The sequence below is a fragment of the Nonomuraea sp. NPDC050536 genome (assembly GCF_044457685.1).
Classification (GTDB): Bacteria; Actinomycetota; Actinomycetes; order Streptosporangiales; family Streptosporangiaceae; genus Nonomuraea.
Genome location: NZ_JBITHD010000014.1, coordinates 203,063 through 218,740, shown reverse-complemented (window position 1 = coordinate 218,740; position 15,678 = coordinate 203,063). Strand labels below are relative to the sequence as shown.

Sequence of the window (15,678 nt, the reverse complement as noted above, 5' to 3'; positions counted from 1 at the left end):
ATGGTGCTTGTTGTGCGGGGTGGAGTGACGTTGGTGGTGTGCTGGGACGCCGTACCGGGTGGGGAGGGGTGAGGTGATGTTGGGGGTCCAGGGGGTTTCGGTGGCGTTCGGTGGGGTGCGGGCGTTGGAGGGGGTGTCGTTCGAGGTGCCGCGGGGGCAGGTCTGCGGGGTGATCGGGCCGAACGGGGCCGGGAAGACGACCCTGTTCGATGTCGTGTCGGGGTTGCGGCGGCCTGGGTCCGGGCGGGTGCGGGTCGCAGGGGTCGATGTGACCGGGTGGTCGGCGCTGCGGCGGGCGCGCGGTGGGGTGCGGCGGACCTTTCAGCGGACGCAGGTGTTCGGGCGGCTGAGCGTGGGTGACAACGTGCTCGCCGCGCTCGACTGGCATGGCGGGGGTGGTGGGCTGGTCGCGGATCTGGCCGGGTGGCCGGGACGGCGGCGGCTGGAGCGCGAGCGGCGGGAACGCGTCAGCGAGGTCCTGGAGCTGTGCGGGCTCGGCGGCTTGCGGGACGCGTACGCCGATGCGCTGCCGGTGGGGCAGCGGCGGCTGGTCGAGCTCGCGCGGGCGTTGGTCGATCGGCCTCGGGTGTTGTTGCTCGACGAGCCGACCTCTGGGCTGGACGCTGACCAGACGGCGCGCCTGGGGGAGATCCTGCGGGGGCTGTCCACCACGATTCTGCTGGTGGAGCATGACATGGGGTTCGTCATGGGGGTATGCGATCGGCTCGTGGTGCTTGACCTCGGCCGAGTCATCGCAACCGGCCCACCCGCCGAGGTCCGCGCCAATCCCTCGGTCCGTGCCGCGTACCTGGGGTGAGGTTTCCTCCTCTTGTGTGCGGTCCCAGCGTGTGTGCAGCCCCAGCTTGTGTACGGCCAGCAGCCGCCACCGGCCGCCCGCCGTACTTCGGTCGAGGGCCCGCGTCCGGCGCTTCTGGCGAGTCGGTGATCCTTGCCCACCGCCACGGCGCTCCGTTAACCGGCGACCACGGTCCCGGTGCCTCGCCATACGAGGGCGCCGACCCCCGCCGCCCCGCGTCTCGCCGACGCGGCGCCTGGGAGGTGCTTGCCTGTGGGAGGGCTGGCGCTTGGATTCTCGCCATAGCGGGGCGCCGGTCCCGAAGCCCCGCGTATCGCTGATGCGGCTCGCTAGGTGTGGTGTTTGGTGAAGGTGAGGATTCGGTGCCAGGCGTCTTGGCAGGCTTCTGCCCACTCGGCGTAGGCGCGGTCGAAGAAGCTGTGGGGGGCGCCTTCGTAGATGTGTGTTTCGTGGGGGGTGCCGACGCGGTCGAGGGCGGCGGTGAAGGCGTCGTACGCCTCGGGTGTGGTGGCCGTGTCGGCGCCGGCGCGGAGCAGCAGGACGGGCGAGCCGGGCGTGTCGGGGACGTCGTCGATGACGCGGAGCACCGGGTAGAAGCCGATCCCGCCCGCGAGCCCGTTGCCCTCGATGGCCTGGCGGAGCGACTGGCCGCCGCCCATGCAGAAGCCGACGGTGAAGACGGGGCCGGACAGCAGGGCGGTGGCGGCCACGGCGTCGGCTCTGACGTTGTCGGAGGTCAGGCGCCTGACGTGGGACATGAAGTCGAAGTCCGAGGGCCGCTCGCCCAGGCCCGCCGTACGGCCGAAGTAGTCGATCGCGACGGTCGGGAAGCCGGCCTCGGCGAAGCGGATGGCCAGGTCCCGGTAGAACGGGTGCAGGCCGCGCACGTCCGGCAGGAGCACGATCGAGCGCCCGTTGGGCGAGGCGGGATCGGCCCGGTAGGCCATGAAGCGGTTGCCGTCGGCGGCGGTCAGCTCGAGCGGGCCGTGCGAGGCGACCTCTCCCACGACGGGCGGCGCGGGCGGACGGCTGTCATCGGAGTGACACATGATCCCAGCCAAGCACCAGGAGGGTTGTCCCGCCAGAGGACTTTGCCCGGGTTGATGATGCCGTGGGAATCCAGTGCCCGCGTGATGGCGCTCGACCACGTACAGCTAGGTGAAGAGCTGGCCGGAGTTCACGTCGAGGGTGGCGCCGGTGATGGCCCTGGCGTGGTCGGAGGCCAGGAAGATGACGGCGCGGGCGACGTCCTCCTCGGTGGCGATCCGGCGTAACGCCATGGCGCGCACGTCGCGGTCGCGGATGTCGTCGAACGTGACGCCCTCGGCCGCCGCCCGGGTGTGCATCCAGTCGTCGAGCACCTCGCTGGCGATCCAGCCGGGCGCCACGCAGTTGACCCGGACGCCGGAGGGGCCGAGCTCGTCGGCCAGGCAGTGGGACAGCAGGTGGGCGCCGGCCTTGCCGACGGCGAAGTCGGACCGGCCCGCGTAGCCCTTGCGCGAGGACATCGAGGTGACGTTGACGATCGAGCCGGAACCCTGGGCGACCATCACCGGCGCGAGGTACCGGCAGGCGACGAGCGTGCCGTACGTCCCGATGTCGACGGCTTCGCGCCACGAAGCCAGGTCAGAAGGGGACATGTCCAGCACGTTCCTGCGGTGGGTGCCCGGGAAGGCGGCGTTGACCAGCACGTCCACCCGCCCGTAGCGGTCCATGACCGCCCGGGCCACGGTCTCCATGTCCGCGGGCACGGTCACGTCGGCGCTCATGGTGACCGCGCCGGGGAGCTCCCGAGGGGTCCTGGCCACCCCCACGACGTGAGCTCCTTCCCCAGCCATGAGCCCGGCCAGCGTACGGCCGAGCCCGGGCCCCGCTCCGGTGATGACGGCGACCTTGTCCTGGAGCAGCATGCCGTGATCGTAACAAGCGCTTGGCCAGATGGCGGGTCAAGAGCCGGTCATCGCAGCCGGATGGCGGTTGTGCGGGAGGCGGCCATCTCGCACGATCGGGGAATGGCCACTCATCCGAACCTCGACCCCGAGCTGCGCGCCGGGCTTGAGCAGCTGCCTCTCCCCGAGTACGAGCTGACCCTGGACACCATCCCCGTACGGCGGGCCGAGTTCAACGCCGTGATCGCGGCCACCCCGCGGCCGGAGACCACGGTGTCGATCGAGGACAGGCAGGTCCCGGGTCCGGAGGGCGAGCCCGACATCCGGCTGCGGATCTACCGTCCCGCCGAGCCGTCCGACACGGCGCGGCCGGCGCTGTACTGGATCCACGGCGGCGGCATGATCGTGGGTACGCCCGAGATCGACGACGCCCACCTGATCCCGATCGTCGAGCAGCTGGGCATCGTGGCCGTGTCCGTCGAGTACCGCCTGGCCCCCGAGAACCCGCACCCCGCGCCGGTCGAGGACTGCTACGCGGGCCTGGTGTGGACCGCCAAGAACGCCGCCGAGCTGGGCATCGACCCGGCGCGGCTGGCGCTGGGCGGGGCGAGCGCCGGCGGTGGCCTGGCGGCGGCCACGGCGCTGCTGGCCCGCGACAGGGGCGGGCCCGCGCTGGTGCTGCAGCTGCTGATGTGCCCGATGCTGGACGACCGCAACATCACCCCGTCCAGCCACGAGTTCACCGACGCCGTGGTGTGGAACAGGGCGGCCAACCTGATCGGGTGGACGGCGCTGCTCGGCGACAGGATCGGCACGGACGACGTCTCGCCCTACGCGGCGCCCGCGCGGGCCACGGACCTGTCCGGGCTGCCGCAGGCGTTCGTGGACGTGGGCGAGCTGGAGGTGTTCCGTGACGAGTGCATCGACTACGTGCTGCGGCTGGTCCAGGCCGGGGTGTCGACCGAGTTCCACCTCTACCCGGGGGCCTTCCACGGGTTCGACATGATGGTCCCGGACACCGAGATCGCGGCGCGGGCCCAGGCGGCCAGGGTGGCCTCGCTCAAGCGGGCTCTGTTGCGCTGAGCCGTACCAGGGCCAGGGCGAGGTGGGCGCGCAGGCGCCCGGCGGAGTCGGCGAGCGAGAAGCCGAGCACCGACTCCGCGCGGGCGATGCGCGCGGCCATCGAGCTGTGGTGCAGGTGGACGGCGGTGGCGGCGGCGCGGACCGAGCCCGCCACGCACAGCGCCCGTACCGCGGCGAGCGCCTCGTCGCCCAGCCGCCTGGCGGCGCGCACGTCGGGCAGCTCCTCGATCGCGGCCGGCGGCAGGCCGGCGAAGAGCGCGAGGGCGCCCAGGTCGGTCCAGCGCACCACCCGGTCGTGCGGACCCGTGAAGCGCAGCGCGGTCCGCGCGCCCGCCCAGGACTCGGCCACCCGCAGGCCGGGCAGCTCGGGCCCGATCCCGACACGCGCCCCGTCGGGCAGCGCGCTCACCGCGGGCGTGGTCAGGACCGCGTCGACCGCGCCGATGCGGGCCACGCGCACGTGCCCGCCGAGCGCGCGGATGCCCGCCACTTCGCCCGAGACGGCCAGTGCCTGCACCGGCATCGCCGGGCCGAACCCGAGCAGCCGCAGCGCCCTGGTGCGCTCCGCCTCGCCGGTTTCCGCCGACAGGGCCAGCTCGACCAGAGCCGTGTCCTGCCCCTCGCGCGCGGCCCGCTCCAGCGTCACTTCGGCGGCCGCGGCGAAGCGTTCGAGCACGATCTCGTCGAGCCCGTGCGGCTCGCCGTCGCGCTCCATCCAGACCAGCCGCTTCCCCTCGGGCGGCGCGGCGATGGTCTCCACCGTGGGGTCCGCCCGGTAGGTCCGGCCGGTCGCGGCGTCGTGCAACCCGACGGGGCACTGGGCGAACCGGGCGGTGGCCATGAGCAGGGAGGGGACGGTGACGTGGTCCCGCACCAGCGAGTCGAAGTACGCGATCACCCGCACGGCGCTCTCCGCGTCGGCGTCCAGCGTCGACAGCCTGAGCAGCAGTCCTCGCACCGCCCCAGCGTACCCCGCTGGATACGCGACCAAGCGTGCGCTAGTTTGGTTGGTGTGGATCTCGACTTCACCGAGGCCGAGCAGGCCTTCCGCGCCGAGGTGCGCGCCTGGCTGGCCGCCCATGTCCCCCGGGACCTGCCGTCCATGGACACCGCGGAGGGCTTCGAGGCGCACCGCCGCTGGGAGTCGCTGCTCGCCGGCGCCCTGCTGTCGGTCGTGTCCTGGCCCCGGGAGTACGGCGGGCGGGACGCAACCCTGATCGAGTGGCTGATCTTCGAGGAGGAGTACTGGGCCGCCGGAGCCCCCGCCCGGGTGACCCAGAACGGCATCTTCCTGCTGGCCCCGACACTCATGCGCTTCGGCACCCCTGCGCAGCGGCAGAACCTGTTACCCAGGATGGCCCGCGCCGACGACGTCTGGGCGCAGGCCTGGTCGGAGCCCGAGGCGGGCAGCGACCTGGCGGCGCTCACCTCCAGGGCCGAGCGGGCCGACGGCGGCTGGCGGCTTTACGGGCACAAGACGTGGAGCTCGCGGGCCGCCTTCGCCTCCCACGGGTTCGGCCTCTTCCGCACCGGCGGCGAGCGGCACCACGGGCTGACGTACTTCCTGTTCCCGCTCGAGGAGGTCACGGTCAGGCCGATCGCGCAGCTGGACGGCGAGCACGGCTTCGCCGAGCTGTTCTTCGACGGCGTGTTCGTGCCCGACTCGATGGTGCTCGGCGAGGTCGGCGAGGGCTGGCGGATCGCGATGGCCACCACCTCGTCGGAACGTGGGCTCGCCCTGCGCAGCCCGGGACGCTTCCTGGCCACCGCCGACCGGCTCGTCCGGCTCGCCACCGGCGATCCCGTGCTCGCCGACAGGGCCGCCCGGTGCTGGATCGACGCGGAGGCCTACCGCCTGCACACCTTCGGCGTCGCGCACCGCCTGCTGTCAGGCGCCGAGATCGGGCCCGCCAGCAGCATGGGCAAGGTCTTCTGGTCCGAGCTCGACCTGCGCATGCACGCCCTGGCCATGGAGATCCTGGGCGAGCGGGCGGCGGCCACGCCCTGGCTGGACGGGTTCCTGTTCTCCCTGGCCGGCCCCATCTACGCGGGCACCAACGAGATCCAGCGCAACATCGTCGCCGAACGAGTCCTGGGGCTGCCGCGATGAACTTCGCCTTCACCGACGACCAACTGGCCATCGCCGCCACCGTGCGCGACGTGCTGCGCGACCACGCCAGTCCGGCCCGGCGCGGCTCGGGCTGGGACGAGCTGGCCGCGCTCGGGTTCTTCACCCTGCTCGCGCCCGGCGGGCTCGGGCTCCGACTGGTGGACGCGCTGCCCGCGCTGGAGGAGACGGGACGCGCCTGCCTCACGGGGCCCGTGGTGGAGACCCTGGTGGCGCTGCCGTACCTGCCCTTCGACAAGGCGTGCGTCAGCGCGCAGCTCGGCGGCCTCGCCCCGGACGCGGATCTCGCCGACCAGGTCGTCGTCGCTGTCGACGGGGGGTTGCATCTCGCTTCTGACGTACGGCTGTCGCCGCGGCCGAGCCCGGATCCCGGGCGGCTGCTTTTCGACGTGACTTATACGGATATTTCGCATTTGTCTGTCGCGCTGGAGACGGTCGTCGCGAAGGCCACGGTGGCCACGGCGGCGCAGCTCATCGGGGTGGGACGCCACCTGCTCGACACCACGGTGGCCTACGCCCGCGTGCGCACCCAGTTCGGCAAGCCGATCGGGTCCTTCCAGGCGGTCAAGCACCGGCTCGCCGACGTGGCCATCGCCCTGGAGTTCGCCGCGCCGCTGGTCCACCGGGCCGCGCTCTCGCTCTTCTCCCGGGATGTGAGCGCGGCCAAGGCCGCCGCGGGGGAGGCCGCCGACCTCGCCGCCCGGGTGGCGCTCCAGATCCACGGGGCCATCGGCTACACCCACGAGCTGGACCTGCGCTTCTGGCTGGCCAGGGCGTGGTCGCTGGCCGCTGCCCACGGAACCTCGGCCGAGCACCGCGCCCGCGTCAGGGCCTCGCTGTCCAGTCTGAGGAGGTTTCCGTGAAGTACGGCGTGCCGCTCGGGCTGGTGCACCCGGCGGCGTGGAAGGACGTCGCGGTGGCCGCCGACGAGCTCGGGTTCGAATCCGTATGGCTCCCCGAGCACCTGGTCTTCGCCACGGACCTTTCCCTGGCCGTCTACCCGGGCACCGACAAGCCCGGCATCAAACCCACCACGCCGCTCTTCGACGCCCCCGCCTACCTCAGCCACCTGGCCGCGCTCACCACCCGGGTCAGGCTCGGCACCGCCGTCCACCTGTTCGCCCTGCGGCACCCCTTCGTCTCCGCCCGGGCCTTCGCCACGCTCGACGCCGTCTCAGGCGGGCGCGCCGTCTGCGGGGTGGGCGCCGGGTGGTACCGCGGCGAGTGGGACGCCGCCCAGATCCCCTTCGAGACCCGCGGCGCTCGGCTGGACGAGGCCATCCTGGTCACGCGCCGCCTGTGGACCGAGCCCGCCGTGTCGCACCGGGGGCGGTTCTACTCCTTCGACGAGGTGGCCTTCGATCCCAAGCCCGTCCAGGCGCACCTGCCGATCCTCGCCGGCGGCGAATCACCCGCGGCGCTGCGGCGCGCGGCCCGGCTGTGCGACGGGTGGATCAGCATGCCGCACACGCTCGACTCGATCGGGCCGCAGCTCGCCCACCTGGCGGCGCTGCGCGACGGCCGGCCCTTCTCGGTCACGGCGCACGCCTACTCGCTGGCCTCACCCGCCGAGGTCCCCGCGTGGGCGGCGCTCGGCGTCGACCGCCTCATCGTCCGGCCCTGGGGTCGGTCCCGCGACGCCGTATCGGCCCTCCTCGCCTTCGCCCGCGCCTACGGGCTGTCATAGCGCGCGGTGGCGGCCCCTGCGGCGGGTCTGCTCCGGTACGGCGGGGCGGTGCCGGCGGCCGCGCAGCGGGGCGTCCTGGTTGAACCGGGGCTCCTCGGGACGGGCGCCACGGTGGCGGCGAACGCGCTCCTGGGCCTCGCCGCGCCGCCCCCGGTACGGCTCGGGCCTGGACTCCCGCACGGTGTGATGCCCGGGCTCGACGTGACGCCGGGTTTCCATGTGCGAGCCGTCGGCGTGACGCCGGGTTTCCATGTGCGAGCCGTCGGCGTGACGCTGGGTTTCCGTGGGCGAGCCGTCGACGTGGCGCGGGGCTTCCGTGGTGGGCCGGGTTTCGACAAACCGTAGGTCTTCCGCGGCGGCGAGCGGCGCGTCGGGGCGGGGCCCTTGGCTGAAGGCGTCGAACGGGGTCGTCGCCTCGGGGATCGTGAGCGCCCGGGCCGCCGCGATGCTGGCCGCCAGCACGTCTCCCGGATCGGCGAGGGCCTGGGGCTCGAACGCGGTCTCGGCGAGCTCCATGGCGGGGGCGGACATGGCATCGGCCAGTTCCGTGGCGGGCGACGGGAGCGTGGTCTCGGCGAGTTCCGTGGCGGGCGACGGGAGTGCGGTCTCGGGGAGGGATTCCTTGTGGGCGCGGCGGGCTGCCCGGCGGCTGGGGGCTCGGCGGTTCCCGCGGGCGCGGGTGGCGGCCGGGCGGGCGGTGGCCATGGCCGGCCGTACGCGGCGCTGGCGGGTCTTGGCGACGGCCAGGACCGCGAGGGCGGCCACCACCGCGGAGCCGAGCAGCGTGGGGGAGTTGAGCGCCGGCAGGGGCGTGGCGGCGGAGGCGTGCGTGATGACCGGCAGCGGCTGCGTGGTCGAGGCCTGGGTGTCGGCGGTGGCCGGCTTGGCGTGCTTGCCCTTCTTGGGGCTCTCCGGCGGCTCCGGCGCGGCCTTGGGCGTGGCCTTCTTCGGCGTCGTGGTGGCCGGCGGGGCTGACACCGGGGTCCCGGCCGGGGCGCCGGCGCTGAGGGGGACAGGGCGGGAGACGGGCTCGGCGGGCGGGTGGATCAGGGAGGTGAGGTCGTTCTGGGCGAGCTGGAGCGTTCCCACCTCGGGGTCGGCGGGCGGGGTGGACTGCTCCTCGGCCTGCTGCTTGGCGATCGCCTCGGCGTCGAGCCGGTCCTTGATCTTCTCAGGGTAGCCGTAGCCGACGACCTTGCTGGTGTCGCGCTCCTTGCGCTTGGCGGTGCCGCCGTCGATGTTGCCCTCGATCGTGAAGATCTTGTCGCCCACGACCTTGGTGACCAGGCCGACGTGGTCGATGTTGTCGATGGACCGGGAGCCGCCCCAGTCGTAGAAGACGAACGCGCCCGGTTCCGGCTTGTGCCCCCAGGCGCCGTGCTCCTTGAACCACTCGGCGTGCGCCTGGGTGAAGGCGAACTGGCCGATCCAGTCCTGGTAGCCCAGCTTGTCCGCGGCCCACGAAAGGTACATGTCACACCAGGGCCCCGAACTGTAGTCGGCGTCGAACTCCACGTGCTTGCCGTACCAGTCGCCGAACTTGGTGTAGGCACCGGCCTTCTCGGAGTAGCCGATCTGGCTTTCGAGCAGGTCGATGTACTTCTTCATCTCAGGTGACATGAAACCTTCCGGGGCGCAGCCCGGGGCGACAGGAGAGATCCCCGGGACACGTGTGACCAGATTTCGTGATGAGGGGACATTACCTTGGCAAAAGGGCAGGTCACGCCAGGGTCAAGAAACCTTCAAAGCGCCAAGACCAGCAAAATCGCAGGTCAAGAGGCCGCCAGAAATCTCCCAACAAACCCGACAAAGCCTAAAAAGATCTACCTTTAGCTCGGAATCCGGGCAGATGGCCGGGATCTGTCGGAAGCAGCGACTAGCCTGCCTGGCATGAGCATCAGACGCGTCGTGCCGGACATCGCCTCCGAGGCCCTGGACGAGAGCAGGGCCTTCTACGAGCGGCTCGGGTTCGTCGAGGTCATGGACCTGGGCTGGGTGGTCACGCTCGCCTCGCCCACGAACCCCACGGCCCAGGTCACCCTGGTCACCAAGGACGCCACGGCGCCGGTGCAGGCCGACTTCAGCGTCGAGGTCGAGGACGTCGACGCCGTCCACGCCACCATGCTCGCCTCCGGCGCCACCATCGTGCACCCCCTCCAGGACGAGGCCTGGGGCGTCCGCCGCTTCTTCGTCCAGGACCCCAGCGGCAAGATCGTCAACGTCGTCTCCCACCGCGCGTAACGCCCTCGTAAGAGATCACGCTGCTCGAAGAGCGAACAGGATCCGGCCGGAGCCGGAGAAGAAGGGGATGCCACCGATCATGGCCACGTACGGGATGAGGGCCAGGACGACGACCGGGGGGCGGAGGCTCACAGCGGGCCTCCTTTCACGGTAGGGGTATACCGGCAAATAGCGGTATACCGTTATCTGTGACAAGGTTGGGGACATGCCGACGGCGCGTGAAGCGGTCTACAACACGCTCAAGGAGCGCATCATCGAGGGCGACCTGACGCCGGGGCAGCGCCTCATCGAGCGCGATCTCGCGGCCGAGCTGGACGTCTCCCGCGTCCCGGTCCGCGAGGCTCTCGGCCGGTTGGAGGCCGAACGCCTCGTCGTGCTCGTGCCCCGGCAGGGGGTGCTGGTCAGCCCGTTCACGCCGGCCGACGTGGACGACTTCTTCGACGTGCGGGAGAGCCTGGAGGTGCTGGCGGCCAAGCTCGCCGCCCAGCGTGCCGACGCGGACGGGCTGGCGCGGCTGCACGCCGTACTGGACAGAGCGGACGACGCCACCAGCCGCGGCGAGCCCCGCGACATCGCCCTGGCCAACGCCGAGTTCCACACGGCGGTCGTGGAGCTGTCGGGCAACGCGCTGCTCATCGACATGATGCGCCCGCTCGAGGCGCGCCTACGCTGGCTCTTCCGCCTCACGCACGGTGACCCGGACCAGCAGTGCGCCGAACACCACGAGATCTACGCGGCCATCCAATCCCACGACGCGATCGCGGCCGCGGCCGCGGCCCTGCGCCACGTCGTCAGGGGCCGCACTCCTTCGGTCGCCCTGGCGGCCACCTGGGCCACCATCGACCCCGTAGCCGCCACCCGGACGCGCCGCCGCCGCCCCGCCCCCGCCTCGCGGCATTGACCTCGCGCGTTAAGCGGCGTAACTCTCGATCTCGATGGGGCCAACGCAGGCGTGACCGCAGGACGGAAATGGCCGATTAGTAGCCGGCGCCGGTGGTGAGGCCGCCGTCCACCGTGAACTCGCTGCCCGTGCAGTAGCTGGACCTGTTGGATGCCAGGAAGGCGACCACGTGGGAGACCTCGACGGGTTTCGCGAAGCGTTTGATGACCATGGATTTGACGAACGCCTCCCCGTCCACCTCCGCCATCATGTCGGCGTCCATGGCCATGGAGGTGTTGATCGCCCCGGGGTGGACCGAGTTGACCCGGATCTTGAAGCGGGCCAGTTCGCGGGCCGCCGATTTGGTGACGCCGCGGATGGCGAACTTGGAGGCCGCGTAGGCCGACAGGCCCTCGGCGCCGATGAAGCCCTCGATGGAGGAGATGTTCACGATCGAGCCGCGCCCGGCCGCCTTCATCGGCTCGATGACCGACTTGACGCCCAGCCAGGTGCCCTTGAGGTTGACGTCGACGATGCGGGAGAAGTCGTCCATCGTCATGTCGGCGATCCGGCCGAACTTCAGTATCCCCGCGTTGTTGACGAGCACGTCCAGCTTGCCGTAAAGCTCCGTGGCCGTGGCGACGGCGCGCTCCCACTCGGCGGGGCTGGTGACGTCGTGGCGGACGAAGACGGCGCCCGTCTCCTCCGCCAGCGCCTTGCCCTCCTCCTCCAGGACGTCGCCGAAGACCACCTGCGCGCCCTCGGCGAGGAAGAGCCGCACGTGCGCCTCGCCCATGCCGCGGGCCCCGCCGGTGATCAGCGCGACCTTGCCGTCAAGCAGCCCCATCGTTGCCTCCCAACAGCCGCCGCCCGGCGGCGACGGCGACCGCGGCCGCCTCCATCGACGTGTACACAGGTATCCCCGACACGATCGCTCTGACCTCGTCCACGACTCCCGCGGGCGCGCACTCGGCGTTCCTGGCGACGAGCGTGATTCTCGTCTCGAGCGCGTCCTGCGCCCGGGAGAGCCGGCGCGCGTACTCCAGCAGCGGCTCGGCCGACGTCCCGTAGGTGAAGAAGCTCTGCACGTTCACGTGCGCCACGACATCGCCGTACGGCTGCCGCCGCACGATCCCCGTGACCGTCTCCCGCACCAGGTCCGGCCTGCCTCGCGGCCCCACGGGGACCTCCAGCGGGTTCGCCAGCGAGCTGCCCACCCCGAGTCCAAGCGCCCGTAGGTCGTCCAGCGCGGCGTCGGGCAGCGCGGCCAACTCCACCCCGGCACGCGAGAACACGTCGGCGGCCAGCACGCTCGCCCCGCCGCTCGGCCCCACCACCAGCACCCCGCCCTCCTCGGGGGCGGGGCGGGAGGCGTGGGACTGGCAGTAGTGCAGGATGCCGATGAGGTCGTCCTGGCTGGTGACCAGGGCGGCGCCGGCCTGCGCGGCGAGCGCCTCCCAGACGCGGGCGTCGCTCACCAGCCCGCCCGTGTGGGAGGCGGCGGCCCGCTGCCCCTGGGAGGTACGCCCGCCCACGAGCAGGACCACGGGCACGCGGGACCCGGAGATCGCCGAGAAGAGGGCGCGGCCGTCGCGGGGGTCCTCGAGGTAGAGGCCGATGGCCTGGGTCGCGGGGTCGTCGGACAGCCACGAGACGAGCTCGGCGGGTGTCACGTCGACGGAGTTGCCCACGGTGGCGACGCGGCTGAAGGCGAGGCCGCGGCGCTCGCCGACCTTGACGACCTCCCCGGCCAGGCCGCCGCTCTGCGACACCAGGGCGATCGTCCCCGCGGGGCCGAGGCCGCCACCGATGAAGGTCTGGCGCCCGCGCGGGCAGTAGACGCCCATGCAGTTGGGCCCGAGCAGCCGGGTGCCGCTCTCGCGTGCGGCCGCGAGAAGCTCGGCCTCAAGCTGCGGGTTCCCGGCCTCGGCGAAGCCGCCGCTCATGACCTGGACGTACGGCACGCCGCCCGCCTGCCGTACGACGTCGGCGCAGCGTTCCGCGGGCACCGCGACCAGCGCGTAGTCGACGTCGGCGTCCTTCAGCGACGGCACGGCGGGCACGCCGTCGATCTCGCGGGCCGACGGGTGCACCGCGACCAGCGGTATCCCGGTCGTCTTGTAGAACTCCAGGAACATGTTCCCGAAGTTCGGCCGCGTCGCCGACGCCCCGACCACGGCCACCCGGCGAGGCTCGAACAGCGCCGAGAAGTCGACAAGAGGGCCGGGATCTCCCTGCCCCGAAGGCATAGGGGCCGGGAGGTAGCGGGCGTCGACCGCCACGACCCCGGACGGCGAAGCGATGACGGGGTTGAGCTCGAACTCGCCCAGCGACAGCCGTTCCCACAGCCCGCCGGGTCCACCGATCGTCATCAGGAGCTTCACGACGGCGTCCACGTCGACCGGGTCGCCGCCGCGCCAGCCGTACAGGATCCTGGAGCCGCGCAGCGAGGCGAGCATCGCGCGCGCGTCGGACTCCGTGATCGGGCACAGGCGGATCGCCGTGTCCCGCAGGGCTTCGGTGAACACACCGCCCAGTCCCGCGAGCAGGAGCGGCCCGAAGGACGGATCCCTGACGAGGCCGACGATCAGCTCGACACCGGGCGGGACCTGCTCCTCCACCAGAAAACCGGCGACGCGCTCCCCGAGACGAGTCCGCATATCGGCGGCGGCGCCCGAAATATCGGGAAGATCGAGGCCGAGTGCCACCGCGCCGGAGTCCGACTTGTGCACCAGGGACGGCCCGTACGCCTTGAGCACCAGCGGCGGGGTCAGCGACCCCGCCTCGTCCAGGGAAAGGACCCCGCGCGGCACCGGGATCCCCGCCTCCCGCAGCAGCGCCTTGACCTCGTGCTCAGCCCAAGAGGTGGCCATACAGCTCCCTGATCTCCCTGCGCAGCAGCTTGCCGGGCCCGCCTGAGGCGTCCTCGAAGTGCGGCAGCGACTCGGCCACCACCACGTGGTCGGGCCGCTGGTGCGCCGGTAACGTGTCGGCCAGCGCGAGCGCCACCTTCGACGCCTCCAGCGACTGCCCTGCCCGCGGCACCACGGCGAGCAGGATCCGCTGCGACGTGGCTCCCTCGGGAACGCCGACAGCACCCGCCTCGGCCACGCCGTCCAGCGCCGCGGCGGCCTCCTCGATCGTGGCCGGCTGGGTCCACCGGCCGTCCTTGACGATGGCGTCCTCGCGCCGCCCGAGCACCCGCAGCACGCCGTCGGCCGACAGGGTGCCCAGGTCGCCGCCCACGTACCACTCGCCGCGCAGCACCTCGGCGGTCTTGTCGGCCAGCCCGTCGTAGCCGGCCATCCGGTGCGGGCCCGCCAGGTTGATCTCACCCACCTGGTCGACGACCCGGTTGCCCGAGGGGTCGGTGATCTGGACGGCGTTGCCGGTGCGGGCCCTGCCCGACGAGCCGAGCGGGGTCGAACCGTCGTCGACCCGGCCCATGCAGGTGTAGGGGGCCTCGGTCTGGCCGTAGTAGGAGTACACGCCCGCCTCGGGCAGCCGCTCCTTGATCCGCCCGAGCATGGTCGCCGTCAGCGGCTCCCCACCGAGCATGATCACCCTGAGCGACGACAGGTCCACCGGCTCGTGGTCCGGCGAGGCCAGCAGGGCGGAGTAGAACGAGGGGATCTGCGACACGTGCGTGACCCGCTCCCGCGGTACGACCCGCAGGAAGTTCGCGGGCCCCCAGTCCTGCTCGAGCACCAGTCGCATCCCGGCGTACAGCGCCGGCCCCACGATGGCAGGGAACCCGATGCCCCAGATGATCGCCCCGGTCCCGAACACCGAGTCGGGCGAGCGCGGCACGTCCAGCCAGATCTGCGCGGTGGCCAGCGACGAGGCGTGCGTGTGGACGACCGGCTTGGGCAGCCCGGTGGTGCCCGAGGTGTAGTACAGCGCCAGCGGGTCGTCGAAGGACCCGGCGATCGCGGGCTCTTCCTCCGAGGCGGACTCCAGCGAGGACGCCTCGATCCACGTGGTGATCCCCGGCAGCGACGGCCGGATCTCCTCGACCACGGAGGAAACGGTCGAGTCGTAGACGAAGGCCGTGCACCCCGACTGCGCGACCACCCCGCGCAGCGTCTCGACCGGCCAGTACGGGTTCAGCGCCGCCGTGATCGCCCCGATCTTGGCCTGGGCCAGGTACACCTCGGCCACCAGCAGCGTCTCGTTCAGCAGCGCGGCCACCCGCTGCCCCGGCCCGACGCCCGCGGCCAGCAGCGCGTGCGCTCGCCGGTTCACAGCCCTGTTCAGCTCGTCGTAGGTGAAGGACTGTTCTCCGCAGTACGTGAGCGCCACCCGGTCGGGGGTCCGCATCGCCCCCGCGGTCAAGATCGCGTAACCGTAGTTGCCGAACATGGGGGGTGCCTCCGAATCACGAATACAGCACGAAGACGTTTCCTGAGGGGTCACGCAGCACGGCCCGCGTCTCGTGCGGGCCGCTCTCGGGCTCCCGCACCACCTGGGCGCCGCGCTCCTCGAACAGCCGCACGGCCTGCCGTACGTCCTCGACCTTGTAGGACGGCGCGATCCCGGCGGTGACGTGCTCGGCCGGGCCCGCCAGCGCGATCGTCACCCCGCCCCCGTCCAGCGCCGCGAACCTGTCGCCGTCGCGGAACTTCACCGGCAACCCGTAGAACGCGATCGCCTTGTCCAGGTCGTCGACGGGGACGAACACGTTGCCCAGTTTCATAGCGGCCTCCACTGCGCCAGCCCGTCGACGTACGACACCCGTACCGCCATGCCGATCCTGACCTCCTCCGGTTGGCACCCCACGACGTGCCCGAACGCGCGACCGCCGCCGGGCAGCTCCACCCAGGCCAGGACGTACGGCTCGCGCCCCTGGTAGGCGGGCACGAACGAGCGGTGCACCACGGTGAAGGTGTGCACCACACCGGTTTCTGCGTCGGCCATCGCTCGCCAAGCTAGCGCACGCTTGGTTGACCGACA

The 15,678-nt window shown here is 72.1% G+C and carries 16 protein-coding genes; 7 read left to right on the top strand and 9 right to left on the bottom strand.

Annotation, left to right across the window (positions count from 1 at the left end):
- Positions 1–76 precede the first annotated feature (76 nt).
- Complete coding sequence (locus tag ACIBHX_RS34220) at positions 77–817, top strand: ABC transporter ATP-binding protein (RefSeq protein WP_397071537.1); 741 nt, start codon at positions 77–79, stop codon at positions 815–817.
- A gap of 329 nt (positions 818–1,146) precedes the next feature.
- Here ACIBHX_RS34220 and ACIBHX_RS34215 read toward each other — a convergent pair whose 3' ends face one another.
- Together ACIBHX_RS34215 and ACIBHX_RS34210 are read right to left on the bottom strand one after the other, a co-directional pair.
- Complete coding sequence (locus ACIBHX_RS34215) at positions 1,147–1,866, bottom strand: dienelactone hydrolase family protein (protein WP_397071536.1); 720 nt, start codon at positions 1,864–1,866, stop codon at positions 1,147–1,149.
- A 105-nt stretch (positions 1,867–1,971) separates the two neighbouring features.
- On the bottom strand, positions 1,972–2,727 hold the full coding sequence (locus ACIBHX_RS34210; RefSeq protein ID WP_397071535.1) for an SDR family oxidoreductase: 756 nt from the start codon (positions 2,725–2,727) through the stop codon (positions 1,972–1,974).
- Positions 2,728–2,829: 102 nt separating this feature from the next.
- On the opposite strand from ACIBHX_RS34210, the gene ACIBHX_RS34205 reads away from it, so the two are divergent.
- Complete coding sequence (locus ACIBHX_RS34205) at positions 2,830–3,789, top strand: alpha/beta hydrolase (protein WP_397071534.1); 960 nt, start codon at positions 2,830–2,832, stop codon at positions 3,787–3,789.
- Here ACIBHX_RS34205 and ACIBHX_RS34200 read toward each other — a convergent pair.
- Entirely contained in the window at positions 3,767–4,747 is a 981-nt protein-coding gene (locus ACIBHX_RS34200; RefSeq protein WP_397071533.1) for a helix-turn-helix domain-containing protein, read from the bottom strand. The genes ACIBHX_RS34205 and ACIBHX_RS34200 overlap by 23 nt on opposite strands.
- Positions 4,748–4,801: 54 nt before the next feature.
- On the opposite strand from ACIBHX_RS34200, the gene ACIBHX_RS34195 reads away from it, so the two are divergent.
- From ACIBHX_RS34195 to ACIBHX_RS34185, 3 genes are read left to right on the top strand one after another with little or no spacing between them, the layout of a single operon-like run.
- On the top strand, positions 4,802–5,899 hold the full coding sequence (locus ACIBHX_RS34195) for an acyl-CoA dehydrogenase family protein (RefSeq protein WP_397071532.1): 1,098 nt from the start codon (positions 4,802–4,804) through the stop codon (positions 5,897–5,899).
- Positions 5,896–6,780, top strand: coding sequence for an acyl-CoA dehydrogenase family protein (locus ACIBHX_RS34190; protein WP_397071531.1), 885 nt, complete (start codon positions 5,896–5,898; stop codon positions 6,778–6,780). Before ACIBHX_RS34195 ends, ACIBHX_RS34190 begins: the two co-directional genes overlap by 4 nt.
- Entirely contained in the window at positions 6,777–7,604 is an 828-nt protein-coding gene (locus ACIBHX_RS34185; protein WP_397071530.1) for a TIGR03619 family F420-dependent LLM class oxidoreductase, read from the top strand. Before ACIBHX_RS34190 ends, ACIBHX_RS34185 begins: the two co-directional genes overlap by 4 nt.
- Here ACIBHX_RS34185 and ACIBHX_RS34180 read toward each other — a convergent pair.
- Complete coding sequence (locus tag ACIBHX_RS34180; RefSeq protein WP_397071529.1) at positions 7,599–9,224, bottom strand: CHAP domain-containing protein; 1,626 nt, start codon at positions 9,222–9,224, stop codon at positions 7,599–7,601. The two genes, ACIBHX_RS34185 and ACIBHX_RS34180, sit on opposite strands and share 6 nt — an antisense overlap.
- Positions 9,225–9,494: 270 nt before the next feature.
- On the opposite strand from ACIBHX_RS34180, the gene ACIBHX_RS34175 reads away from it, so the two are divergent.
- Together ACIBHX_RS34175 and ACIBHX_RS34170 are read left to right on the top strand one after the other, a co-directional pair.
- Positions 9,495–9,845 (top strand): VOC family protein, encoded by a 351-nt coding sequence (locus ACIBHX_RS34175; protein ID WP_397071528.1) that lies wholly within the window; start codon positions 9,495–9,497, stop codon positions 9,843–9,845.
- Between the two features lie 205 nt (positions 9,846–10,050).
- Entirely contained in the window at positions 10,051–10,746 is a 696-nt protein-coding gene (locus ACIBHX_RS34170) for a GntR family transcriptional regulator (RefSeq protein WP_397071527.1), read from the top strand.
- 76 nt (positions 10,747–10,822) lie between these two features.
- Here the strand turns inward: ACIBHX_RS34170 and ACIBHX_RS34165 are convergent, their stop codons facing one another.
- The 5 genes from ACIBHX_RS34165 to ACIBHX_RS34145 are packed head-to-tail and all read right to left on the bottom strand — an operon-like array spanning position 10,823 to position 15,642.
- Positions 10,823–11,572, bottom strand: coding sequence for a glucose 1-dehydrogenase (locus ACIBHX_RS34165; protein ID WP_397071526.1), 750 nt, complete (start codon positions 11,570–11,572; stop codon positions 10,823–10,825).
- Positions 11,559–13,598, bottom strand: a complete 2,040-nt coding sequence (locus ACIBHX_RS34160) for an acetate--CoA ligase family protein (RefSeq protein ID WP_397071525.1) — start codon at positions 13,596–13,598, stop codon at positions 11,559–11,561. Before ACIBHX_RS34160 ends, ACIBHX_RS34165 begins: the two co-directional genes overlap by 14 nt.
- Positions 13,579–15,087 carry a class I adenylate-forming enzyme family protein gene (locus ACIBHX_RS34155; RefSeq protein WP_397071524.1) on the bottom strand — a complete coding sequence of 503 codons (1,509 nt, stop codon included), beginning with the start codon at positions 15,085–15,087 and terminating at the stop codon, positions 13,579–13,581. The genes ACIBHX_RS34160 and ACIBHX_RS34155 overlap by 20 nt, the downstream gene beginning before the upstream one ends.
- A 16-nt stretch (positions 15,088–15,103) precedes the next feature.
- Positions 15,104–15,421 carry a VOC family protein gene (locus ACIBHX_RS34150; RefSeq protein ID WP_397071523.1) on the bottom strand — a complete coding sequence of 106 codons (318 nt, stop codon included), beginning with the start codon at positions 15,419–15,421 and terminating at the stop codon, positions 15,104–15,106.
- Positions 15,418–15,642, bottom strand: a complete 225-nt coding sequence (locus tag ACIBHX_RS34145; RefSeq protein ID WP_397071522.1) for a Zn-ribbon domain-containing OB-fold protein — start codon at positions 15,640–15,642, stop codon at positions 15,418–15,420. Before ACIBHX_RS34145 ends, ACIBHX_RS34150 begins: the two co-directional genes overlap by 4 nt.
- Positions 15,643–15,678 lie beyond the last annotated feature (36 nt).

Coding starts and splice junctions, on each gene's coding strand:
- ACIBHX_RS34190 (WP_397071531.1), top strand. CDS start 5,896: ATGAACTTCGCCTTCACCGACGACCAACTGGCCATCGCCGCCACCGTG.
- ACIBHX_RS34220 (WP_397071537.1), top strand. CDS start 77: ATGTTGGGGGTCCAGGGGGTTTCGGTGGCGTTCGGTGGGGTGCGGGCG.
- ACIBHX_RS34205 (WP_397071534.1), top strand. CDS start 2,830: ATGGCCACTCATCCGAACCTCGACCCCGAGCTGCGCGCCGGGCTTGAG.
- ACIBHX_RS34175 (WP_397071528.1), top strand. CDS start 9,495: ATGAGCATCAGACGCGTCGTGCCGGACATCGCCTCCGAGGCCCTGGAC.
- ACIBHX_RS34145 (WP_397071522.1), bottom strand. CDS start 15,642: ATGGCCGACGCAGAAACCGGTGTGGTGCACACCTTCACCGTGGTGCAC.
- ACIBHX_RS34180 (WP_397071529.1), bottom strand. CDS start 9,224: ATGTCACCTGAGATGAAGAAGTACATCGACCTGCTCGAAAGCCAGATC.
- ACIBHX_RS34155 (WP_397071524.1), bottom strand. CDS start 15,087: ATGTTCGGCAACTACGGTTACGCGATCTTGACCGCGGGGGCGATGCGG.
- ACIBHX_RS34165 (WP_397071526.1), bottom strand. CDS start 11,572: ATGGGGCTGCTTGACGGCAAGGTCGCGCTGATCACCGGCGGGGCCCGC.
- ACIBHX_RS34170 (WP_397071527.1), top strand. CDS start 10,051: ATGCCGACGGCGCGTGAAGCGGTCTACAACACGCTCAAGGAGCGCATC.
- ACIBHX_RS34150 (WP_397071523.1), bottom strand. CDS start 15,421: ATGAAACTGGGCAACGTGTTCGTCCCCGTCGACGACCTGGACAAGGCG.
- ACIBHX_RS34160 (WP_397071525.1), bottom strand. CDS start 13,598: ATGGCCACCTCTTGGGCTGAGCACGAGGTCAAGGCGCTGCTGCGGGAG.
- ACIBHX_RS34210 (WP_397071535.1), bottom strand. CDS start 2,727: ATGCTGCTCCAGGACAAGGTCGCCGTCATCACCGGAGCGGGGCCCGGG.
- ACIBHX_RS34215 (WP_397071536.1), bottom strand. CDS start 1,866: ATGTGTCACTCCGATGACAGCCGTCCGCCCGCGCCGCCCGTCGTGGGA.